Origin of the sequence: Ruficoccus sp. ZRK36, from assembly GCF_019603315.1 — a bacterium.
Classification (GTDB): Bacteria; Verrucomicrobiota; Verrucomicrobiia; order Opitutales; family Cerasicoccaceae; genus Ruficoccus.
The window spans coordinates 2,146,119-2,169,177 of record NZ_CP080649.1 but is presented as its reverse complement, the minus strand read 5'-3'; the positions used below and the strand labels follow the sequence as shown (position 1 = coordinate 2,169,177).

21 protein-coding genes and 1 tRNA gene are annotated in these 23,059 nt (G+C 59.5%); 5 read left to right on the top strand and 17 right to left on the bottom strand.

All coding sequences use genetic code 11. From position 1 onward, the window contains the following. Positions 1–211: 211 nt before the first annotated feature. The 10 genes from K0V07_RS09500 to K0V07_RS09455 all read right to left on the bottom strand — a co-directional run bounded on the left by K0V07_RS09500 (position 212) and on the right by K0V07_RS09455 (position 12,398). Positions 212–1,501 carry a type II secretion system F family protein gene (locus K0V07_RS09500; protein ID WP_220621151.1) on the bottom strand — a complete coding sequence of 430 codons (1,290 nt, stop codon included), beginning with the start codon at positions 1,499–1,501 and terminating at the stop codon, positions 212–214. 117 nt (positions 1,502–1,618) lie between these two features. Continuing rightward, positions 1,619–3,313, bottom strand: coding sequence for a type II secretion system ATPase GspE (gspE, locus tag K0V07_RS09495; RefSeq protein WP_220621150.1), 1,695 nt, complete (start codon positions 3,311–3,313; stop codon positions 1,619–1,621). A gap of 9 nt (positions 3,314–3,322) precedes the next feature. After that, complete coding sequence (locus K0V07_RS09490; protein ID WP_220621149.1) at positions 3,323–4,405, bottom strand: type IV pilus twitching motility protein PilT; 1,083 nt, start codon at positions 4,403–4,405, stop codon at positions 3,323–3,325. Positions 4,406–4,446: 41 nt separating this feature from the next. Then, positions 4,447–6,180 (bottom strand): ATPase, T2SS/T4P/T4SS family, encoded by a 1,734-nt coding sequence (locus tag K0V07_RS09485; protein ID WP_220621148.1) that lies wholly within the window; start codon positions 6,178–6,180, stop codon positions 4,447–4,449. Positions 6,181–6,382: 202 nt separating this feature from the next. Next, positions 6,383–6,928 carry a VOC family protein gene (locus tag K0V07_RS09480; RefSeq protein ID WP_220621147.1) on the bottom strand — a complete coding sequence of 182 codons (546 nt, stop codon included), beginning with the start codon at positions 6,926–6,928 and terminating at the stop codon, positions 6,383–6,385. A gap of 2 nt (positions 6,929–6,930) precedes the next feature. Next, the gene (locus K0V07_RS09475; RefSeq protein WP_220621146.1) at positions 6,931–7,776 is read right to left on the bottom strand and encodes an SDR family oxidoreductase; all 846 of its coding nucleotides are present in this window, start codon (positions 7,774–7,776) and stop codon (positions 6,931–6,933) included. A gap of 82 nt (positions 7,777–7,858) precedes the next feature. Continuing rightward, positions 7,859–8,287 (bottom strand): Rrf2 family transcriptional regulator, encoded by a 429-nt coding sequence (locus tag K0V07_RS09470; protein ID WP_220621145.1) that lies wholly within the window; start codon positions 8,285–8,287, stop codon positions 7,859–7,861. A 208-nt stretch (positions 8,288–8,495) separates the two neighbouring features. Next, positions 8,496–10,604, bottom strand: a complete 2,109-nt coding sequence (gene rho, locus K0V07_RS09465) for a transcription termination factor Rho (RefSeq protein ID WP_345778155.1) — start codon at positions 10,602–10,604, stop codon at positions 8,496–8,498. A gap of 74 nt (positions 10,605–10,678) precedes the next feature. After that, a complete protein-coding gene (gene coaE, locus K0V07_RS09460; RefSeq protein ID WP_220621144.1) occupies positions 10,679–11,275 on the bottom strand; it encodes a dephospho-CoA kinase in 597 nt (198 codons plus the stop codon). Between the two features lie 55 nt (positions 11,276–11,330). After that, positions 11,331–12,398 carry a hypothetical protein gene (locus K0V07_RS09455; protein WP_220621143.1) on the bottom strand — a complete coding sequence of 356 codons (1,068 nt, stop codon included), beginning with the start codon at positions 12,396–12,398 and terminating at the stop codon, positions 11,331–11,333. Between the two features lie 201 nt (positions 12,399–12,599). Here K0V07_RS09455 and K0V07_RS09450 point away from each other — a divergent pair, with 201 nt between their 5' ends. Next, complete coding sequence (locus K0V07_RS09450; protein WP_220621142.1) at positions 12,600–13,451, top strand: hypothetical protein; 852 nt, start codon at positions 12,600–12,602, stop codon at positions 13,449–13,451. An 8-nt stretch (positions 13,452–13,459) separates the two neighbouring features. Here the strand turns inward: K0V07_RS09450 and K0V07_RS09445 are convergent, their stop codons facing one another. Continuing rightward, positions 13,460–14,419, bottom strand: coding sequence for an FAD-dependent oxidoreductase (locus K0V07_RS09445; protein WP_286653062.1), 960 nt, complete (start codon positions 14,417–14,419; stop codon positions 13,460–13,462). Positions 14,420–14,674: 255 nt separating this feature from the next. Further along, positions 14,675–15,484 carry a helix-turn-helix domain-containing protein gene (locus K0V07_RS09440; RefSeq protein ID WP_220621140.1) on the bottom strand — a complete coding sequence of 270 codons (810 nt, stop codon included), beginning with the start codon at positions 15,482–15,484 and terminating at the stop codon, positions 14,675–14,677. 111 nt (positions 15,485–15,595) lie between these two features. Here K0V07_RS09440 and K0V07_RS09435 point away from each other — a divergent pair, with 111 nt between their 5' ends. The 4 genes from K0V07_RS09435 to K0V07_RS09420 all read left to right on the top strand — a co-directional run bounded on the left by K0V07_RS09435 (position 15,596) and on the right by K0V07_RS09420 (position 19,125). Continuing rightward, positions 15,596–16,387, top strand: a complete 792-nt coding sequence (locus K0V07_RS09435) for a TIM barrel protein (protein WP_220621139.1) — start codon at positions 15,596–15,598, stop codon at positions 16,385–16,387. 104 nt (positions 16,388–16,491) lie between these two features. After that, positions 16,492–17,559 carry a Gfo/Idh/MocA family oxidoreductase gene (locus tag K0V07_RS09430; protein WP_220621138.1) on the top strand — a complete coding sequence of 356 codons (1,068 nt, stop codon included), beginning with the start codon at positions 16,492–16,494 and terminating at the stop codon, positions 17,557–17,559. Between the two features lie 117 nt (positions 17,560–17,676). Beyond that, the gene (fucU, locus tag K0V07_RS09425) at positions 17,677–18,108 is read left to right on the top strand and encodes an L-fucose mutarotase (protein ID WP_220621137.1); all 432 of its coding nucleotides are present in this window, start codon (positions 17,677–17,679) and stop codon (positions 18,106–18,108) included. 204 nt (positions 18,109–18,312) lie between these two features. Next, positions 18,313–19,125, top strand: coding sequence for a carbonic anhydrase family protein (locus tag K0V07_RS09420; protein WP_220621136.1), 813 nt, complete (start codon positions 18,313–18,315; stop codon positions 19,123–19,125). Positions 19,126–19,224: 99 nt separating this feature from the next. Here K0V07_RS09420 and K0V07_RS09415 read toward each other — a convergent pair. The 5 genes from K0V07_RS09415 to K0V07_RS09395 form a co-directional block, all read right to left on the bottom strand. Then, positions 19,225–19,299, bottom strand: a tRNA-Arg gene (locus K0V07_RS09415). 243 nt (positions 19,300–19,542) lie between these two features. Continuing rightward, entirely contained in the window at positions 19,543–20,178 is a 636-nt protein-coding gene (locus K0V07_RS09410) for a histidine phosphatase family protein (RefSeq protein WP_220621135.1), read from the bottom strand. A 262-nt stretch (positions 20,179–20,440) separates the two neighbouring features. Continuing rightward, positions 20,441–21,838: a dihydrolipoyl dehydrogenase gene (gene lpdA / locus K0V07_RS09405; protein ID WP_220621134.1), complete on the bottom strand. Its 1,398-nt coding sequence runs from the start codon at positions 21,836–21,838 to the stop codon at positions 20,441–20,443. A 158-nt stretch (positions 21,839–21,996) separates the two neighbouring features. Further along, positions 21,997–22,479: a phage holin family protein gene (locus K0V07_RS09400; protein ID WP_220621133.1), complete on the bottom strand. Its 483-nt coding sequence runs from the start codon at positions 22,477–22,479 to the stop codon at positions 21,997–21,999. Positions 22,480–22,542: 63 nt separating this feature from the next. Then, the gene (locus K0V07_RS09395) at positions 22,543–23,010 is read right to left on the bottom strand and encodes a hypothetical protein (protein WP_220621132.1); all 468 of its coding nucleotides are present in this window, start codon (positions 23,008–23,010) and stop codon (positions 22,543–22,545) included. Positions 23,011–23,059: the final 49 nt, after the last annotated feature.

The window sequence follows — 23,059 nt, the reverse complement described above, 5'->3', positions numbered from 1 at the left end:
GCCGCTGGGATTGCACCTCATCCCCCTTCCCCATCCACACTCATTGCAAGCGCACCCGGGCTCATATGAAGCGGCCTGATGGCGGCGTTTAACCTACCCGCCCCTACTCCGCGATAAACCTCGCTAAGGCTCTAGCTCTTTCGATGAAAAAAGCCGCCCCGGTCTACAGGGCGGCTTTTGTATGAAAGGTTGTTTGAGCTGACCGCGGGTCTTAGTTGGTCAGCTGCTTGATGATCTCGATGATCGGCAGGAACAGCGCGATAACGATCGTACCGACAATGACAGCCAGCATAACGATCATGATCGGCTCGATAATCGAGGTAATACTGTTCACGGCGTTATCCACGTCTTCGTCGTAGTTATCGGCGATACGGTTGAGCATCTCGGGAAGCTCACCGGTTTCCTCACCGACGTCGATCATACTGGTGACCATGGTCGGGAACACACGCTGCTGCTCCAGCGGGGCTGCCAGCGGCTCACCGTCGCGCACACGGTCATGCACACGGTCCAGCGCCTTGCTCAGGATGGCATTACCGATAATGTCACGGGTGATCTGGAGAGCCTGCAGGATCGGCACACCGGAGGACAGGAGTGTCCCAAACGTACGGGTAAAGCGGGAGACGGCTGCCTTGCTGGCGAGGTCACCGATCTTCGGTGTCTTCAGGGCCAGCCAGTCCTTGGCCAGGCTACCGGGCCCCGACTTGAGCAGGAACCGGAAACCGATGATGAGGGCGATAATGACACCGATCATGATCCCGGCACTACCAAAGCTCTTCGGGGTGATCAAGTTACTCAGATTAATAACGATCTGTGTCAGCTTGGGCAGCTCGGCCCCACCCAGCATGTCCGAAAAGATCTTCTGGAAGCGAGGAACGATAAAGATGAGCAGAAGAGCCACGATAATGATGGCCACGCAGACAACCACGACCGGATAGACCATGGCGGACTTGACCTTCTTCTTCGTCTTGAGGTTCTTTTCCATGAACTTGGCCAGACGGGAGAGCACCACGTCCAGCACACCACCGGCCTCACCGGCACGGATCATGTTGATGTAAATGGGCTCAAAAATCTTCGGGTGCTGAGCCAGGCCGTCGGAAAGGTTATTACCGGAGCGGACATTGTCGGCGATCTGCGAGAGGATGTCGCGGAAGGCCGCGTTTTTCTCCTGACGGATCATGACTTCCAGGCTGCGCAGCAGCGGAAGACCGGCCTGCAGCAGAGTCGCCAGCTGGCGGGTGAAAATGGTCAACCCTTCGGTGTTGATGGCCTTACCGATGGTGAAGCTGGAGGCTTTCTTCTTCGACTTGGCACCCCCGGATGAGCGAGAAGGAGCCTTGGTCTTTTTTGCGGGACCACCACCGCTACCTGCGACGGCTATCTTGCTCACCATCAAGCCACTTGCACTCAGCTTACTGTTGGCTTCGTCTTCACTGTTGGCGACGATCTTGCCGGTTTTCTGCTTACCAGAGGCATCAATGGCGGTATAGGTGAATTTGGGCATGGGATAGGTGGGAGAATCTGTTACGGTGAAACGAGCGAAAGTTCGGATAAAAAGCCATTTATGGCCCGATAACAAGCCCCCATTTATGGGAAAGACTGTTCCGAACCGGGGGAAACATTAGGTATACTTTAACACTTCCTCGATCGTGGTTGCACCATCGAAGATGTTACGCAGACCGTCATCACGCAGCGTACGCATGCCCTGCTCCAGAGCTTTCTGGCGCAGGACGAGCGTCGGAGCCTTGTTGGTGATAAGCTCGCGGATCTGGTCGGTCACGCTAAGCATCTCAAAGAGGCCCTGTCGGCCACGGTAGCCGGTCTGGCTGCACTCGGGGCAACCGCGTCCGTAGTAGAACTGCTTGTCGGCGATATCGAGAGGATCGGCGCCGAGCACTTCGATCAGCTCCTGATCCGGCTCGTAGGCGGTACGGCAAGTCGGGCAAATGCGGCGCACAAGGCGCTGAGCGAGCACCCCTTCGACCGAGGCCGAGATGAGGAACGGCTCCAGGCCCATGTCAATCATACGGGTAACGGCACCGGCAGCGTCATTGGTGTGCAGCGTGCTGAGCACGACGTGCCCCGTCAGCGAGGCCTGCACGGCGATCTGCGCAGTTTCAAGGTCACGAATCTCACCGACCATGATCTTGTCCGGGTCCTGTCGCAGGAAGGAGCGCAGCGCGGCGGCAAAGGTGAGCCCCACGGTGTGGTTGATCGCGACCTGCATGATGCCGTCGATCTCATACTCGACCGGGTCCTCCGCGGTCAGGATCTTGATCTCGGTCTTGTTTACCTCGCGCAGAGCGGAGTACAGAGTCGTGGTCTTACCGGAGCCGGTCGGGCCGGTCACGATGAAAATACCGTTCGGGCGGGCAACCAGGTCGCGGATATTCGAAAGGACATCCTCGGGCATGGAGAGCTGCTCCAGGTCGAGGTTGACCACGGACTTGTCGAGCACACGAAGCACCACACTCTCGCCAAACTGCGTGGGCAGTGTGGAGACACGCAGGTCCACCGGGCGCCCGGCGATGGTCATCTTGATACGACCGTCCTGCGGGATACGACGCTCGGCGATGTTGAGGTTCGAAAGAACCTTGATACGCGAAATAACCGGGGTAGCCAGGCTCTTGGGCGGAGGGGCCATCTCGTAGAGCGCACCGTCAATACGATAGCGGATGCGGAACTGGTCCTCGAAGGGCTCAAAGTGGATGTCCGAAGCCTTGTCGCGAATGGCCTGCTGAAGCACCAGATTCACAAAGCGAATGATCGGCGTCTCATTGGCCATCGTGGCCAGGGCCGACTCACTGAGGTCTTCCTCTTCGTCCGAGTCCGTTTCATTACCGGCGATCTCCTCCAACAGGTCGTCGATCGAGGAATCTTCGTCCCCATAAGTCCCCACGAGCAGGTTGTCGAGGTACTCGGGGTCCGTCACGACGAGGTTGATGTCCTTACTCAGCGAGAAGGTAAGGTCGTCGATGATGTTGTTGTTAAAGGGGTCCTTAGCCAACAAATCGACCAACTGCTCATCGGCCCGGATCGGTACCACCGCGTACATACGGGCGACTGCGGGCTTGACCAGGCGAGCCACATCCTCGGGGATCGACTGCGGCGGCACCGGCAGGTACTCGTACTGGAGGTAGTCGGCGATCATTTCGAGCAGCTCGGCGCGCTCGATCAGGCCGGAGTCGATGACCGCCTCGGCCAGCGACTTACCGGTGGCCAGGTGGGCATTGTTGATTTCCTCGAGCTGCGCGGCGTCGAGCTGTTCGCTCTGGCGCAGGATTTCGTGGATGGTGTCGTTGTGGTCTTCGAACATCTTGGGTGGCTAACTGGCAACTCCGGGGTTCCGGATAGATTGAATACTTTTTCGCATCTCGGCAGGCAACTGAGATTTCTCCATGCAGGTCTCGGCTGTGATCAGGCCGCGGTTATACAGGCTCAGCAGGTGCGCATCGAGGGTGATCATCCCCTGACTGCCCCCGGTCTGAATGTCGGACATGATGCGATAAGTTTTATTTTCTCGAATGAGGGCGGAAATAGAATCGGTCGTGAGCATGATCTCGTAGCTGGCGACAAGACCGCCGCCTACGCGACGGCACAGCACCTGCGAAACCACGGCAACCAATGTAGAGGCCAACTGCGTGCGGATCTGGTCCTTGGTGTCGGCCGGGAAAGCGTCAACGATACGGTCCACCGTGCGCGCAGCGCCGGTGGTGTGCAGGGTCCCGAACACCAGGTGTCCGGTCTCAGCGGCTGAGACGGCGGCCTCGATCGTCTCAAGGTCCCGCATTTCCCCAACCAGGATTACATCCGGGTCCTGGCGCAGAGCGCCGCGGATCGCCTGGGCAAAGCTCGCCACATCGACCCCGACCTCACGCTGGGTCACGAGGCTCTTTTTGTGGTCGTGGTAGTACTCGATCGGGTCCTCCACCGTGATGATGTGCCCGTCCCGGTTCTCGTTGATCCAGTTGACCATCGAGGCGAGCGTGGTGGACTTACCCGAGCCCGTAGGCCCGGTGACCAGGATCAGCCCGCGCGGGCGGGTGAGCAGCTCCTTGATTTTATCGGGCAGGCCGATCTCACGCAGCCCCATGAACTTGCTGGGGATCTGGCGCAGGACCATACCGTAGTTGCCCTTGCTCTTGAGCACGGAGACGCGGAAGCGTGATTCGTCCTGAAAGGAAAAGCCGAAGTCCGCCCCACCGCTGGTTTTCACCTTTTGCTGGTGATCGTCAGAGGTGATAGCCCGCATGAGCTCCTCGGTGTCGTCGGGCTGAAGATCCGGCCCGTCAACGGGCACCATAGCCCCACCCGTGCGGAGAGTCGGCGGCTGGCCCACCTGCAGATGCAGGTCGGAAGCGCCCTCCTCCACCATGAGGTTGAGCAGATCGTTCATTTCGTAGCCCATGGAGCGGTGATTGTTGCGGGGTATCGCTAGAGTAAAAAGGATCAGGGTGCGTCGCCGACAGTGACGTGCAGGACCTCGTCGAGGGTGGTCATACCGGCAGAGACCTTGCGGAAGCCGTCCTCACGCATCGTGCGCATACCGGCTTCGCGCGCCTTACTGCGCAGCTCGACCAGCGTACGGCCTTCGTAGATCATCTGCTGAATCTCTTCGGAGACGTTGAAAATCTCAAAAATACCAAAGCGGCCCTTGTACCCCGTGCCGTGGCACTTGGGGCAACCCTCGCCCTTGTAGAACGTAGCGTCGCTGGCTTGGGCCGGGTTCATGCCCATGGAGGCGATTTCCTTCGGCTCCAGCATGGTCGGCTTCTTACAGGCCGGGCAAATCCGGCGCACGAGGCGCTGGGCAAGCACCCCACGCAGCGAAGCGGAAACGAGGAACGGCTTGACCCCGATATCGACCAGACGGGTAACGGCGCTCGGGGCGTCATTGGTGTGAAGCGTACTGAACACCATGTGACCGGTCAGCGAGGCGTTAACGGCGATTTCAGCCGTCTCAAGGTCACGAATCTCACCAACCATGATGATGTTCGGAGCCTGACGCAGCATGGAGCGCAGGGCAGCGGAGAAGGTCATCCCCACATCCTTGCGCACCTGCACCTGGTTAATACCCGTCATCTGGTACTCGACCGGGTCCTCCACCGTGATGATCTTGCGGTCAGGGTGGTTGACGTAGTTCAGGGCGGAATAAAGGGTCGTTGACTTACCCGAGCCGGTCGGACCGGTAACGAGGAAAATGCCGTCCGGCATGGCCACGAGCCGCTCGAAGCGCTCCTGGTCGTCACTGAAGAATCCCAACTGTGGCAGACCGAGGTTCAGCCCCTCCTTGTCAAGAATACGCATGACAATGGACTCACCGTACACGGTCGGCAGGGAGGACACGCGAAGGTCGATCTCCTTAGCGCTGGCCTTCATCTGGATACGACCGTCCTGCGGGACACGCTTCTCGGCGATCGAGATGTTGGACATCAGCTTAAGACGCGAAAGAATCGAGGGCTGGAGACGCTTGGGCGGGTTTTCCACCTCCTGGAGCACCCCGTCGATGCGGTAGCGCACACGGAAACGCTTCTCAAGCGGCTCAAGGTGAATATCGGACGCACGGCGCTTGATCGCCTCGGTGATCAGCATGTGCACGTAGCGGATGATGGGCGCTTCCTCTTCCTTGACCCCCTGCTCGTCGCCGGTGGGCAGATCGATGGTGATCTCGCCATCTTCACCCATGTCACTAAAGATGCCCTCCATCTCGCCAAGGTCCTCGGCGTGCGGGCTCTCATAGTACTGCTGGATGGCATGCTCGATGTCCTCCAGCGGAGCCAGCCGGGCATTTACCGTCATCTTGATGACGTGACTGATGCTATCAATGGAGTCCACGTCGAGCGGGTCAGCCGTCGCCAGCTCCAGCTGGGAGCCGTCCACCTCGATGGGGAAAACCTTGTAGCGGGTCGCCATCTGGCGGTCCACTTTTTCCAGCGCCTCATGGGAGACGCGGATATCGTTCAAGTCGACAACCTCCATGCTGAACTCGTCAGCCATCGCCTCAACGATCTGCTGAGGTGTGACGTAGCCCTTCTGGATGAGCAAATCGAGCGTCTGCGAGTCAGGGCTCACGGAGCCTTCATCGCTAGCCTCAACCTGCTCACGTGCTGTGGCCACGTCCTCGCTGGTTACGAGAGCTCTGTCTTGGAGGAGTTGGAGTACAAAATCGTCTGCGGACGTCACGGGACTAATAAGTAGAATATTTCGCACAAAAATGCGCGATTTGCACCGGGGGTCAATGGGTTAAATGTCGGAGGATGCCAGCAAATCATCGTTTTGCAAAGAGGAATCTTCAGGCAGTCGTCCCGCATAAATATCCCCCCATCCGCCGCAATTCACCCCCGGCAGGGTTTCGACCCCATTCTCAGTGGCGTCCCCAAGCGGCTCAAGAGCCGCTGTCTGTGTCTAAAAGCAGACGAAAATCCAGCGGGCGCGTATACATATCCAGCTCGCCATTCGCGGTCCGGGGCCATTCCTCCATCGGCCGGTCCCAGTACAGCTCCACGCCATTGCCATCCGGATCACGCAGATACAGGGCCAGGCTGACGCCGTGGTCCGAGGCACCGTCCAGCTCGATCCCTGCCTCAGCCAGACGGCGCAGGGCATCAGCGAGGGCCGCAGGACTCGGGTACAGGATCGCCAAATGATAGAGGCCGGTCCGATCCGGCTCTGGCGGGCGTCCCCCGCCGCTCTCCCAGGTATTCAAGCCGATGTGGTGGTGGTAACCACCCGCTGACAGAAACGCTGCCTGCGCGCCAAAACGCTGCGTCAGCTCGAAGCCGAGCACGCCCTGGTAAAAAGCCAGCGAACGATCGAGGTCAGCCACCTTGAGGTGGACGTGGCCGATACGCGTGCCCGGCGCGATGGGCTTGGCAGGGGCGGAGGCCGGTTTCGGACCGGCCCCCGTGTTGGTAAATGTGTGTGTGCTCATGGTTATTGAAGTGTGTCTTTTACCACGTCCGCCAACGGTGTCGTCGGGCGGCCAAGGAGTTTCGAGAGCGTACGGCTATCGTCGTACAAGGCCCCCTGCTCAGCGCCAGCATCCCAGCCCGCGAGCGCATCAGCCAAACCTTCCGGCAGGCCCGCGTCCTTGAGCGCATTCGCATACTCGCCCTGAGGCAGATTTTTATAGGTGACCGTTTTTCCACTCTGGCGGGAAATTTCTGCTGCTAGGTCTGTCAGAGTCAGAGCCTCGTCACCGGCCAGCTCGTAGATCTTGCCCTCATGGCCCGGCGTGGTCAGGACCACCGCGGCGGCCTCCGCATAGTCCTTGCGGGGAGCCCAGGAGATTTTCCCCTCACCGGCACTGCCCACGTAGACGCCATTCTGGACGGCCATCGGGACAAAGCCCGCGTGGTTCTGGGTATACCAGCCATTGCGCAGAAGCGTATAGGGGATACCCGATGCCTGCAGGGCGGCCTCAGTGGCAACGTGCTCCGCCGCCAGATCCAGTACCGAGGTGTCGGCATGCAGCAGGCTGGTATAAACGATCCAGCGGACACCAACTGCCTTCGCCGCCTCGATCACGTTTTTGTGCTGACGCTCGCGTTGGCCAACCTCGCTGCCCGAGATGAGCAAGAGTGTGTCGATGCCCTTCAGGGCAGCTTCCAGCGTCTCAGGCTGATCGTAGTCCGCCGCCCGCGCCTCGACGCCGAGATCCTTCACCTTTTCCGGCGAGCGCACCAGGGCTACGAGCGAATCGGTAGCACCTCTTTGTTTTAACTGTTCGATCACCAAGCGCCCTAACTGGCCGCTGGCTCCTGTTATACCTGTTTTCATTTTCGTTTTGCGTTTTCGATTCTGAGTGTGATGTCAGCGGCCTTTCGTCACCAACATTGTTACGTTTAAAATTAAAAAGATGTCATTCGCCGATAGAGGCGCGCACGCTGCCCAGGACGTCGGCAATCGTCACACCCGCCAGCTCACGCTCCAGGCCCTGCTCGGCACGCTGGTAGTAGACGCCGATGCTGTCCTGGATTTCGCGCCCGATCGGGCAGCGAGGATTGGGCTTTTTATTGTGCATGGCAAAGAGGTCGCCCGGCTCCAGCAAGCGATAGATATCGAGCAGGCTGATCGACTCCGGAGGACGTGACAAGGACCAGCCCCCGGTACTGCCGCCCTGCGAGCTGACAATGCCCGCCTTGCGCAGTGATGCCAGCAGCCGCCGGATGACCACCGGGTTCGTGTTTACACTCCCGGCGATGTAATCCGATGTCACGTTCTCCGTCCCCCGCACATAGGCGAGGAGGCAAAGCACGTGAATGGCGACTGTCATGCGGCTGTTGACCATGATGTTTAAATTACGTAACAAACATAGTTACGAAAATGGCATTTGTCAAAGAGCAGAACACTTTTTTTGAAAAAAATCCTCTACTCCGCAAACGCCTGTAAGTGGACACCATGCTGCACCGATGATCCCGTCGGATCACTATCCCTGCCAGAGGTAGGCACGCAGTACCGTAGGGGCGGAGCCCCTCAGTGCCAACGGGGGCACCCCGCTAGCGGCTCATAGTCATGAGGAACTCGGCGTTGGTCTTGGTCTTCTTGATGCGGGTGATGAGCATCTCCATGGCCTCGGTGGAGGGAACGCCCTTCATCGCGCGACGCAGGGCATAGATTTTCTCCATCTCGTGCGGGTGGTAGAGCAGTTCTTCCTTACGCGTGCCACTCTTCTCAAAGTTGAGCGCCGGGTAAATCCGCTTATTGACCAGATCACGGTCGAGGTGAAGCTCCATGTTACCGGTGCCCTTGAACTCCTCGAAAATAACCTCATCCATCTTACTGCCGGTATCGACGAGCGCCGTGCCCAGAATGGTCAGGCTGCCGCCGCCCTCGATGTTACGGGCCGACCCGAAGAAACGCTTGGGCTTCTGGAGGGCACCAGCCTCGACACCACCGGAGAGGATCTTGCCGCTGCTGGGCATGAGGGTGTTGTAGGCGCGGGCCAGACGCGTGATCGAGTCCAGCAGGATGACCACGTCCTTACCGCTTTCCACCATGCGGCGCGACTTTTCGATGACCATCTCAGCCGCGTGCACATGGCTCTCGGCCGACTCGTCAAAGGTCGAGCAAATCACCTCGGCCTCTTCCACCTGGCGGCGGAAGTCCGTCACTTCCTCGGGACGCTCGTCCACGAGCAGAATGATGAGGTGAACGTCGGGGCGGTTCTTCGTGATAGCCTTGGCCATGCCCTGCATGAGGACGGTCTTACCCGTACGCGGCGGGGCCACGATGAGCCCGCGCTGCCCCAGCCCGATAGGCGTGAGCAGGTCCACGATGCGCATGGAGTTGTTATCCCAATCCACCTCGTCGGGCGGGCACTCCAGCAGGATACGCTCCAGCGGGTAGTACGGCACCAGCTCGGTAAAGGGCGTGAGGTGCTGCACGGACTCCGGCTCGGTGTCCATGATCTTCTCAACGCCAATGACAAAGGGGGTCGTCTCGTTTTCACGGGCCGGGTGCAGGAGCACATCCACGATGTGGCCACGCTGCAGGCCGTAACGCTCGGCAAAGCTGCTGTGCAGGAACGCACTCTCGGACAGTACGCGGTACTGCTCGGACTCGTACACGATGAAGCCGTAGCCATCGTCGGCCAGCTCTACAATCCCACGGGCTCGCACCGGTGTGTTATCGGTGGAAGCCTTGTCGAGAATGGCGCGAAGGAGCTTCTTTTTAACCGGCGCACCCTCCCACTCGGCACCCAGCTCGCGGGCACGCTTTTCGAGGTCGGGCAGGTTCAGCTCGTTAAGCTCATTATAAGAAATGGCCTCAGCCTCACCGGCTGTTTTCTCCGCACGGAGAGCATCAAAGGCTTCAGCGGTGTTGAGCGACTCGTCATCGAGGAGCGAGTCGTACACGGGCGGATCGTAATCATCGTCGCTGGAGGCGGCGAAACCACCGGCAGGCTGGAAGAAGCCCTTCTTGCGCTGGTTCTTGTTAAACTTGCCCTTCTTGCCGCCCTGCTGGTTCGGGTTGCCGCCGGGCTGGAAGTTGCCCTTCTTGAAATTCTTGTTCCCCTTCGGCTGCCAGTGCTGCTTACCGCCCTGCTGGTTTTTGTCGCGACGATTGTATTTGTCGTTACCGCGGTTCTGCTGGTTGGGGCGGTTGTTGTTCCGGTTCTGATTCGAATCACCGCGACCGGAGCGGTTATCAGAGCCATCGGAGTCGTCGCCATTATCGCGGGAATCCTGGCGGGAGGCTCTCTCGTCGCCTCTAGGCTCGCGGGAATTATCGCTGTTATCGTCGCGGTCGTTGTCGCTATCGCGATCATCATCCTGACGACGGTTGCGGGCGTCGCGGTCACCGTAGTCGTCCACATCGTCGGGGTCGGCGGAAAAAGTCTGGGGGATGTCGTCCTCTTCTTCCTTGGCCTTACGGGCCTGCTTGCGAGCGATCTTCTTCTTAGGCTTGGGCTCGTCCTGAGGGGCAGACTCGGAGCTGGCGGCGGCCTGAGGCTCAGGCGCGCTCTCCTGCGGAGCATCATCCGTGGGGGCAACCGCTTTCTTACGGGCGGAGCCGCGGCGGACGCTCTTGCGGGCGGTCTTTTTCTTGGGCGCGGGAGCCTGGTCGCTCTCCAGCGTGAAATTCATTTCGTCAGGTTCGCTCATGGCGGGTCAATCACAGGGCATGCCGGAATCCACCTGTCCGGTGGGAGATGGTCTTTACAAGCCCGGTTGGCTGGTCAGGAAACGGTGGTTAGTTGGTCAATCAGTTGAAATACCTGCTGCCGGAGAAAATCCTGCGATCCGTCATTAAAAAGGACGAAATCCGCGCGTGAGATTTTCTGCTCTAGGGGAAGCTGCCGCTGAATCCGGGCTTTCGCTTGGTCTCGTGAAAGCCCCCTGGCGGCAAGGCGATCCAGCTGGACCGCTTCGGACGAAGCTAAACAAACAGTGAAATCGAAGTGCTTTTCAAGATTTTTTTCAAACAGCAGCGGGATTTCCACACACCAGTTAGCCCCCGGATCACTGCTTAACTGATCCCTCCAAACCCCTTCGACAAGCGGGTGAAGCAGGGATTCGAGCCACTTGAGCGCCTCGGCATCCTGAAAAACAATAGCCGCAATCGCCGCCCGGTCCACCCCACCCTCCGGCAGCATGACTTGCTCCCCGAAGCGCTCTCGCAGCGCGGTATGCACCCCGGAATCGCTCTCCAGAAGGTCGCGCACGATGCGATCGCAGTCGACAACGCGGAAGCCGCCCTTCTCGAATAAGGCGCCCGCCGTGGACTTGCCGCAACCGATTCCGCCCGTCAGCCCTAGTTTGATTCCGTCTTTCACAAAAAGCGTCGTTTTGGCCTGTCTGCCCAGCTCATCGTATCGCGCAGATACCGACCTAGCGCACACGGCTGCGGAAGGAGCTGCGCCCACTATCCGAATCGTCGTCGCTGTCCTGAGTGGCCGCAGCCGCTCCCGTATCATCGGTGGGCGCGCTATCAGGCGCAGATGCGGTCGCCTCAGTGGAGGCATCTTCAACTGTGGGGACCGGCTGGCCGGTCAGCTCGGCAATCTTGGCCTCAAGCTGCTCGATACGTGCCCGCAATTTGGCTGATGCTGCCTGCTCGGCCTCAAGCTGTTCCTGCAAGGAAGCAATCTCTGCGCGCGCGGTTTTCAGATCGGGTGCAGGTTCGGTTTCCACCTGCGTAGTGCTGGCACTGCGCTTACGGGTCAGGTCTCCCAGCGTCGCCATTCCTGATTTAGCCGGGGCATCGGGAGTCTCCACGGAGGGGACAACGGCTGCCTTAAAACTGGGCTCCGGCAATGTCCACTCGTTAACCGGACCGGCGTAAAGATAGCGACCTGCGGTAAAATAGGTTTTTTCTACACCATCGGCATCACGCATGAGGTTGCGGCTTTGCGTCGTGCAGACACGCCGGTCATTGCGCTCCCCGAAGCTCTCATAGAAAACGTTGTACTCGCTGCGCGGCACCCCGTACTCGCGCCAGGCGATGCGGCCACCCTCGATCTCACCCCGATAGACGGTGTTTTTGCCCTGCTGGTTAATACGGTTGAGCAGGTAGCCCTTGGAAATTTCCGCCTCCGAAGAGGAGTATTTTGCCTCGCTGCTGCGCCCGAATTGGAAACGCCCGAGCAGCATGGTCTTACCGTCCTTTTTTTCCAGGCGGTACTCGGACTCGACCGGAAGCGTCTGAATCACAGTCCCGTACTTATCCGTCAGGTCGATCGAACCATGCCAACTGCCGACGTAGAGGCGCATGATTTGCATGAGCACATCGTCAGGCAGCGGATCGCCAGGCGTCAGGGTCTGGGCACCGACGATCTCCTCGATCGTGGTCGGCTGCTCATCCGCGGCCTGAGCATACCCCCAAGGCGCAGCGCAAAGCATCGCCAGCAGAATAAAACTGGCCTTGAAGTGGCTGATGCGTGGTAAAGGAAGCTCCATAACAAAGGGTTAATCGACCGAAAGAGGATTAAGGAAAAGATAAATATTGAATGCCAAGCTTCTCCTGACAACGACAATCCCCCTGTTTCGGTCAACCAGAGGCTAGTAACACTTGTGAAAAAATGCCGTTGAAAGTTAGAGCCTTGGCCCTATACCGTAGCATCCACTATTTCGACAGAAAAACAACAGGAGAGTTTCCATTTGCGTCTCAACGAAATGGATTTGGGTGATCCGCGCACCATCGCGCGGCAGGTGGTTTGTCTCTTCGAGCAGGCCTTCCCGGCGAGCTCCAGCGACTATATCCTCCCGCGTTTTGAGTCCGTGACGGATATGTTTGAGGGCAATTATCCGGGCTTCCAGCCCATGGATACGGCCTACCACGATCTGGAGCACACCCTGCAGACCACGCTCTGCCTGGTCTTCCTGATCACCAACCGGCACCATAGTGGCACGCTCCCTGCCATCAGCGCAGATGACTTCAACCGCGCCCTCATCGCCATCCTGCTCCATGACATGGGCTATCTCAAAGAGATCGGTGACGACGACGGCAGCGGAGCCAAGTACACTCATATCCACGAGCAGCGCAGCTGCCGCCATGCACGCGCCTATCTGGAGCAGCTAAAGTGGCCGCCGGAAGACATCCTCTTCGTCGAAAATCTGATCCGCTGCACCGGCCCCCGTGCCAATATCGAGCAGATCCCCTTCTCCAGCCCGATCGAGAAAGTGCTCGGCCAGAGTGTCTGCACGGCGGACTTCATCGGGCAGATCAGTGACCCGCGTTACCTCGAAAAGCTTCCCTTCCTCTACCGCGAATTCATCGAGAGCTACACCTATCAGGGTATCCCCAAGGAGAAGTGGCCCTACGATAACTACGAAGACCTCCTGCGCAAAACGCCCGGCTTCTACGAAAAGTTTGTCGTCCCGCGCATGGAAAACGAGTGCGGGAATCAATGGCGCTTCCTCGAAGACCCTCGCACTGGCGAGAACCCTTATCAGGAAAACGTGAAGGCCAACCTTGCACGCATTCAGGCCGCGGTGGAAGCCTTGGCTTAAGCGCTCTCTCAGGCCATTGACTCGGCCAGCGAATCGGCCGCAGCCAGCCCGGAAAGCACGGCACCCTCTACCCGCTCATCGATAAAGGCGTCCCCGGCAAACCACAGCCCCGTCTCCGGGTGGGCCAGAAATGAGCCGTCGATCCCCTCGCGCCGAAAGGCGTAGCGCCAACGGTGCACCTGCGTACGCTGCACGCCTGCCTGTATATGGGGCAGGACAGAGCTTAACAGCAACGGCACACGCACCTCATCGGGCGCATCATAATAACGCTGGGCAAAATCCGCTCCACTGTGGATCGTCAGGCATGGTTGCGGCGAGATGCCCTTCATCGCATTATCGGCCACCCATAGCACGGACTCCCCGCGAGCGGGCTCCCAGATGCCAGGTGCAGGCAACCCGCTGGGGCCATCCAGCGTGGCTAACAAGGTCAGCATTTTCACATAGTTGACATTCCGCAGCAGCGAGGAAATTTCCGACGGCCAGGCAAAACCGCCCGCATCCAGGATCGCTCGGGACTGCTCCGCAGGGGCCGTCATCAATAAATACCGCGCCTCAACCGCTTCTGAGCCCTCCACACGCAGACGCCAGCCATCCTTCCCCCTGATCGCAGAGGTGACCAGTGACTCCGTCCGTACGTCCAGCCCTTGAGCCAAATGCTTGCCCACCGCGTTCATGGCGGGATTTCCACGATAGCAGACACTCTCCTCGCCGCTTTCGTTGACAACCGAATACCACGGCAGGGCCACTCCAGCCAGTTGCCAGGCTGCGACCTGCTCCCGAAAGCGTGCCGTACGAGCGGTAAAATGCTGCACACCGTGGTCAAAAACGGCTCCTCCGAACCGGCGGGTAGCCATACGCCCACCCAGGCCACGGCTTTTTTCCAGGACCACAACTCGACAGCCCTTACGAGATAGTGCTTGAGCAGCCAAAAGCCCGGCCAAGCCGGCCCCTACTACGGCGACATCCATCCGAATCTCCCCCATATATCCGATTTTCTATTCTTTAAAGGTAACTAAGCAACGAGCGAAACCGTTTTACCGGCACAGGCATGCAAACAAGATTTTGCCCGTTTACAACCCAATAATAGAGCATCAATCCACTTCCGATACAGCAGCATATCGTACTCATGGTAAGTAAAATACTCACATTGACATTATAAAATCATGTAGACGGCACACCTTTCAAATTAAACAAATATGTTTAAAACATACCAGTATCACCCATCATCGCTGTCGAAATGCGCGTGGGCTCAGGCCGGTTTTTGCCTTAAACTGGCGACTCAGCGCATAGATATCACAAAAGCCCAGTGTTTCGGCAATCTGGCCGATACTCAGCGAGGAGGCATCCAGAAGCGCGCGCGCCGCTTCGATGCGGGCCTGGATGACGTACTCCCCCGGCGCCACGCCTCGGTACTTCCGGAAAAGCCGCCCCGCATGCTCAGGGCCGCAGCCCAAGCGCCCGGCAATATCCGCCAGCCGCCACGGCGCCCCTACCCGATCCCGAATCTCCTGACACAGGCGATCGACAGCCTCTGACTGCTCGCGCTCCAGCCCCTGCCATCGAGGCCGCTGCGCCTGCCGCCCCAGCTCCAGCAGGAGCGTGCGCAGCCACTGGGCAGACTCTCCGACCTCATCGAGTATCGCAGGGCGTCGGTAAGTCTCCAGCACCCGCTGGGCAAGCGTCCGCACAAACTCGAACTGCTCGACCTTGAAATGCATCGGGAGAAAGTTTTCCGGCATATCCGGCGTAGGCCGCTTTTTTCTATCTAATACGTCAAAGTGGATAAAAATCATGGCCACCGGGCTATCCGGATCCTGCACGCCCTGATAATCATCACCGGGGCGGTACAACATGCAGGAGCCCGGCGCAACCGGCCACGACTCCCCACCTCCGAAATAAGTGCCCTTCCCCTCAAGCATCAAAATCAGGTCGTAGTCCTTCATCGTTCCGGGAGCCCAGGTCCACTGCGAGGAAGGGATGGGACGCCCCAGCACATTAATCCGCAGGGACGGAAATCCCGATGATGCATTCATGCCGTGATTTAGCAAATATTTGTCGCTATTGACCATTTTAAAATGCATTCAATTCTGGTAGGCTTACGCGTTAACAGAAACCACTCCGGCAACCCCGAACTCATCCCCCTTATGCAATCCAAGACCGCCGTACAGATGTACACCGTGCGTGAGCACACGAAGACCGCCGCCGACCTGGCCAAGACCTTGAAGGCCATCAGCGACATCGGCTACCCCGCCGTCCAGCTCTCCGCAGTGGGCGCGATGAATGGCGACGCCCCGGAGGTGGATGCGAAGACCGCCCGCCAGATGCTCGACGACAACGGGCTCAAGTGCATCGCCACGCACCGCCCCCTCGAGTCCTTTACCCAGAACATCCAGGCGGAGATCGATTTTCACCAGACCCTCGGCTGCGACTATACCGCCATCGGCATCATCCCCCGCAGCTACGCCTACACCTATGAGGACTACCGGCGCTTCCTCCAGGAAGCCACCCCGGTCGTCGAGCAGCTCAAGGCCGCCGGTATCCGCTTCGGCCTGCACAACCACGCCATCGAGTTCTTCCGTCCCGAGCCGGGCGGCAAGACCTTGCTCGACATCCTGATCGATGAGAGCACCCCGGACTTCATGCTCGAGTTTGACCTCTACTGGCTGGAGCACTCCGGCGCGAACTGCGTACCCTTCATGGAGCGCTGTGCCGGGCGCGTCCCCGTCATCCACCTCAAGGACAAGGAAGTCCACGAGCCGGGTAACGAAACTCGCATGGCCCCCATCGGCGAGGGTAACATGGACTGGGCTGGCATCCTACCCGCCTGCGAAAAGGCTGGCGTCGACTGGTACTGCGTCGAGCAGGACAACTGCTACCGCGACCCCTTCGACTGCCTCAAGTCCAGCTACGACTTCCTCAGCTCCAAGGGCCTGTAAGCAGACAGCAAGACGAAGCACACATTTTCAATGGGCCGGGCCGATGTAACATTGCCTCGGCCCATTCTGTTGTCACTATCCGACAAAACAGACAGATCAGAAACATGTCAGAGAAAATCAAGGTTGGCATTTGGGGGCTCGGCCGGGCCGGTCTCATCACACACGTCTCGGAGCTCCAGCAATACCCGCAGCAGTTCGAAATCCGCGCCGGGATGGACATCGACCCCGAGCGTAACCGCATTTTCAGCGAAAAAACCGGAGCCCCCGCCTACGACAGTGAGGAAGCGTTTCTTCAGGCCGCGGACGTAGACCTGATCTCCATCGCCACACGCTCTCAGGATCACGTCTCGCACTGCGAACGCGCCCTGAGCACCGGCAAATTCGTTTTCCTCGAAAAGCCGATCGCCCTCACCCGTGCGGACGGCGCCAGACTGCTGGAGCTGGACAAGCAGTACCCCGGTAAGCTCTTCCTGCGCCACAACCGCCGCTTCGAGGCCCCCTTTAACAACATCAAGGGCATCATTGCCTCCGGTAAGCTCGGGCAGGTGGCTGAGATCAAGCTCTGCCGCCACAGCTACTTTCGCCGCAGTGACTGGCAGACCCTCCTCTCCTGCGGCGGTGGCCAGCTCAACAACTGGGGCCCGCACATCATCGACCACGCCCTGCAGTTCCTCGACTACAAGGTGCAGGACATGTGGAGCGACCTCAAGTGCATCGCCGCCATCGGTGATGCCGAGGACCACGTCAAGATCGTCTTCAAGGGCGAGAGCGGCCTGGTCGTCGATCTGGAAATCAGCGGTGGCGCCGCCCTCCCGCAAAACGACTACACCGTCTTTGGCACACGCGGCGCCCTGACCTGCCGTGGCCACGAGATCCACCTCAAGTACATCGACCCCGATCAGGTTTTTAAGCAAAACACAGCCATCGACGGAAACCCGCCCCTCGAAGGCGGCTTCACCTCCGGCTACGCCGACCTGGAGACCGTCAACTGGGTCGAGGAAAAGATCACCGCCTGTCCCGCCGCTCCGGACGACCTGCACCGGATCTGGTACGCTCTCTATGCCGCCATCCGCGAAGGCGTGCAGTACCCGATCACCGTCGAGCAGGGAGTCGCCGTCGTGAACGTCATCGACGCCGTACGTGCCGCAAACCCCGCCTTCGCGCAGCACTAAACGCGCGCTGTGGCCCCAAAAACGGCTTCCCATCGGCCAAGGCGTTCACTAGCCTACGAGTTCTGTCGCACCCCGGACCAACCGGTTGGCACGTGGCATCAACCGTCTTTTCCCGTCATGCTTAAAGGTATCTCCCCTCTTATTTCCCCCGAACTGCTCGCCGTGCTCGCCCGCATGGGTCACGGTGACGAAATCGTGCTGGCCGACGCACACTTCCCCGGCGAGAGCTTCAACGATCGCGTCCTTCGCGCCGACGGGCTGCGCATCCCCGAGCTGCTCGATGCGATCCTGCCGCTCTTCGAGCTCGATGCCTATGTGGACACGCCACTGATCATGATGGCTGCGGTCGCTGGCGACACCCTCGATCCTGACGTTGAGAAGTCCTATCTCGTCCCGATCAAAAAGCACGCGCCCGACGCGCCGCACATTGCCCGCATCGACCGCTTTGCCTTTTACGAGCGCGCACAGGGTGCCTTTGCCGTACTCATGACCGGCGAGACTGCCAAGTACGGCAACATCCTGCTCAAAAAAGGCGTCACCCCCTGCTGAGCAGGCACGACCGTCGACCGCCTTCCAATAAACCACTCAGCCCAGCAGGTGCTGAGGCTCGATAAGTGCATCTTCCGGGCTGCATAAATAAATCACCCTAGTGTTTGACGTAGTGACGACATAGGATTAATAAAGGCGGTCAATCCCCGTCACATGCCGTACGTGCGGATGGCGGGTCTCTCACACACCAACCTGCATCCTCCTATGAAAAAGACGTTAGCTGTTTCGATTCTCTCCATCGGCCTCATAGGCTCAGCGGTCAGCCTCCAGGCAGGCACCTCCTGCTGCTCGACCGACAAGACGGCCAAGGCTCCAGCCGACAAAATGGCCGCCTGCCCCGCTGGCAAGATGGTCACGATCCCCGAGTCGGAGGTGATCCCCAACACCGTCCTGACTCAACAGGATCAATCTCAGCTCGAGCCCGAGCAGGTGCTGACGATCCTCAAGGAAGGCAACAAAGAGTACATCGCGGACAACCTGACCGTGCGCAACAACTCGCAGCGCGTGCGTGATGCCTCCGCCGGACAGTATCCCATGGCTGTCATCCTTTCCTGCCTGGACTCACGCGTGCCGGTCGAGGATGTATTCCACCGTGGCATCGGTGACCTCTTTGTCGCCCGCGTAGCCGGTAACATCGTCAACGAAGACATGCTCGGCAGCATGGAGTTCGCCTGCAAGGTTTCCGGCTCAAAGCTCATCCTCGTCCTCGGCCATGACCGCTGCGGTGCCGTCCGCTCTGCCATCCAGGGCGTCGAGCTGGGCAACATCACTGCGATGCTCTCCAAAATCCAGCCTGCGGTGAAAGAAGCTCAGTCCAACTTCTCTGGTGATGCTGACGTGAGCAACTCGGAGTTCGTCCAGGCCGTGTGCGACGACAACGTCAAGCTCGCTATGGAGCAGATCCGCAAGGAAAGCCCGATCCTCAAGCAAATGGAGGATGACGGCGAGATCATCATCGTCGGCGGGGTCTACCACCTGGACACCGGCGAGGTCGAGTTCTTCGAAACCGAGAGCTAAGCGATAACGCTGGCCACCAGCATCATCATCGCACCTAAGCGACATTTCCCTTTCGGCGGCAGGCTAACCCCTGCCGCTTTTTTGTGCCCGGGTTAAAGCTGGTACTCCCGCCGGGAGTCGAACCCGAATCTTCGGTACCGGAAACCGACATTCTATCCATTGAACTACGGGAGCAGCAGAAAGGACACACGATGGCGTGTTACGCGCCGATGACAAGACGAAAGGTCCAGCTGCTGCAGCATTCTTTTGGAGAACGCTATCTGGAAAACCAGAGGCACCGTTCAGCAGCGGCGACTCGCTGGGCAGCCGTTCCAGCCCACCCTACCTCAACAGGGCGCACCGCCACTGCGATGTCCATAATATCGCTCAGACAAAACCATCCCGATGCACAGGATCGAGAGTGAAGGGCGATAGCCGTCAGCGGATGTCGTCTTCGGCGCCGAGATGCGCCAGGTGATGGATATCACCCCAAGTATGCAGGAGCCAGTGCCCGTCCTCCCAAGAGAACTCCGTGTAGGCGCAGTTGACGAACTTGTACGCGCGCCGGTGATTGAGCGGGATGCCCAGCACGTAGCGCAGGAACTGCCCAAGCGCGCCGCCGTGCGTGACCACGCAGAGCGTCTTGCCCTCATAGCGCGCCGCCCACTCATCGAGCGCAGCGGCAGTACGGTCGTACACATCACGCAGACTCTCACCACCGGGGATGCGGTAGTCCGGGTCGTGGCTGAGGTAGCTCTTTTCCTCCTCCGGGTATTTCTCCAGAGCCTCGACACGGGTCATCGCCGTGAGTTTGCCAAAGTTGCGCTCGCGCAACCGATCGTCGGTAAAGCGTGGCGTGCCCGTATGCGGAGCAGCAATGCGATCCGCCGTATCAACAGCCCGCTGCAGGTCGCTTGAAACGAGAGCATCCAGATGCACGCCCGCCAGACGCTGCCCCACCGCTTCGGCCTGGGCAACACCCCGCGCGGTCAGGGGTGAGTTATCCTGCCCCTGATAGCGACCTTGCAGATTCCACTCGGTCTCGCCGTGGCGGATGATGATGACTCGGGTCATGGCTTGGATAAAAGAATGTTTTTGTTTACGGGCTTACGCAGCCCGGACTCGCGGCAAGCGAAGCTTGCATTTTAGATGCTTGCCGCAATCGCCGATGCTCAAGTACCCAAACTGGGTCGCCACCCCAAGACATAGTCCATAGGAGATGCCTGTTATTGGGGCAGCGAACGCAGTGAGCGATGGGGCGTCGCCCCATCAATGTCCAGTGCGGTCACGCACAGCGGTTGCGGGGCGCGCAGCCCCGCAACTCCACTGACTGCGGCTAAATATGAATGGCTTCGCCGTGGGTGGCGGCGGCGGCTTCCATGAGGGCTTCGCTCAGGGTCGGGTGAGCGTGGATGGTCCCGTGAATTTCTTCCCAGGTAGCTTCCAGCTCCATGCCCAGGGCGTACTCGGCGATCAGCTCGGTGGCTTCATGGCCGGTGATGTGCGCGCCCAGGATCTCGCCGTCTTCCTCGGCCACGATCAGCTTAACAAAGCCGTCGGACTCGGCGGCGGCGACAGCCTTACCGGAGGCGGTAAAGGGGAACTTGCCGACCTTGTACTTGAGGCCCTTTTCCTTCACGTCGCGCTCGGTCATACCGATGCTGGCGACCTGCGGCTGGCAGTAGGTGCATCCGGGGAAGCGCTCCATCGGACGCGGCTCGCCGTGGCCAAAGATGCCGTTGACAGCCTGCACGGCCTCGTAGGTGGCGACGTGTGCGAGCCAGGGCGGCCCGATAATGTCACCAGCGGCGTAGATGCCTTTAACGGAGGTATTGTAGTGGCGGTCGACCTTGATGTACTTGCGGTCCATTTCGAGACGGACCTTCTTGGAGAGCAGGCCCTCCATGTTGGCGCCGACCCCGATAGCCACGAGCAGGCTCTCGGCCTTCAGCGGCGTGGGTTTGCCGTCCTTGACCGCATCGAGGGTGACGCCGTCGTCGGTCACCGCGATATTGTCGGCCTTCGTGTCGGTGAGGATGTTTATCCCCTGCTTCTTAAAGGCGCGCTCGACGAACTTCGACACTTCCTCGTCTTCGACGGGGAGCACGTTCGGGAGCATTTCCACGATGGTCACCTCGCAGCCGAAAGAGTTCATGAAGTAGGCGAATTCCATGCCGATGGCACCGGCACCGAGAACGATGCAGGACTTGGGCAGGTCGCGACGATCGAGGATCTCGCGGGCGGTCATGACGCGCTTACCGTCGGGCTGGAGGCCAGGCAGCATGCGAGCGCGGCAACCGGTGGCGATGAGAATGTTTTTGGTAGAAAGGATCTTACCCTTGTCCTCGCCGTCGGTGATCTCGACCAGGCCGGGGACGTTGATCTGGGCCTTGCCGCGGATGTACTCGACCTTGTTCTTACGGAAGAGAAATTCGATGCCCTTGGCCATCTGATTGGCGACGCCACGTGAGCGCTCCACCACCTTGGCGAAGTCGACCTTGATGTCACCCACGGTGAACCCAAAGTCTTCGGCGTGCTGCATGGTACGGTACAGCTCGGCGCTCTTAAGCAAGGCCTTGGAGGGGATACAGCCCCAGTTCAGGCAGGTGCCGCCCGCGCGTTCCATTTCGACGCAGGCCACTTTCTTGCCCAGCTGTCCGGCGCGAATCGCGCCCGCATATCCGGCGGGTCCGCCGCCAATTACTACCAGATCGTATGTCGGTTCGTCTGCCATATCGGTATATCTTAGAGGAAAGGAGCACTAAAGCCGCAATCGGGCGGGCCGTCAATGCCGCTTCGGTTTTGTTTCGCATTCGGCGTACAGAGGGTACGCCAAGCACCAGAGAAAGGGTGATGGAGGGGCGGGCGAAGCTGCGAGATGAAGCGGGGCGATCAGATGTCGATCACGTCGTCGTCCTTGCTCGACAGGTTTTTACCGGTGGACCCGTGCGGGCCGTCCTTGGGTGGACCTGTGCGCTTGACGGATACCTTTACCCGGCTAGTGCCCATGAGCATATTTGCCACCAGCGAGACGAAGCTGATCACGATCGCCACCCAGATGGCTGACCAGAAAGACGCCAGGTGAAAGCCCGGCACCACCGCCTCAACCAAGAGCAACACCAGGGCATTGATCACGACCAGCCCGAGCCCGAAGGTGAAGACCACGAACGGCAGCGCGAACAGGATCAGCACCGGGCGGATCACGAGGTTAAAGAGGCTCACCAGCAGCACCACGAGCACGAAGGTGCCGCGCGAGTCGTAGCTGACGCCATCACTCAGGCTGGAGGCCAAGAGCACCCCCAAGGCGATGAGTATCCAGCTCTGTAAGAGCTTGAGAAAGTTGATCTGTTTTTTCTGGCGGCGTTGTTCCTGCACGGCCCCTACTTTCGCACGCCTCTTGGGCGCTGGCAACCCTGCAAAACGACTTGAAAAGCAGCCTTACTGCCCCAGCCCGCTGAGAATCCGCTGCGGGTAGGACTGAGTATCCTTCTCCTCCCCATCGGACTCGTTGGTCTTGAGCAGCACCCAGACCCGATAGCGCAGTGGCTGCGGAATCACCCGCGGGCTGGCCAGGTAGAGGCCGTCTCCGGCAAGCGTGAGCTTCGTCAACTGGCGGTTACCGCCGGTACGAACGGCATTTTCATAGCGCACGAGCGCGATGGGGTATGGAGGCTCAATCAGCTCCCCTGCCCCATCCACAAAGTACAGGCGTAGCCGCGTACCGACAAACCGCAGGTTTATCATGCCTTCTTCACCCTGCAGATTCCAGTAAACGCCGTCCTCGGGGGTCAGCGGGTCCCCGACCTTGAGCGCGTCCAGATTGGGCTGAGGGGCTTCCTCCTGAGCCTGAGCCACGGAAAAGCTCAAAAACAGGCATATGAAGGCATAAAGGGCAGGACGAAGCATGGACCCAAGCTAGCACGCCCCCACCAACCCCTCAAGCGAGAACCGCCAT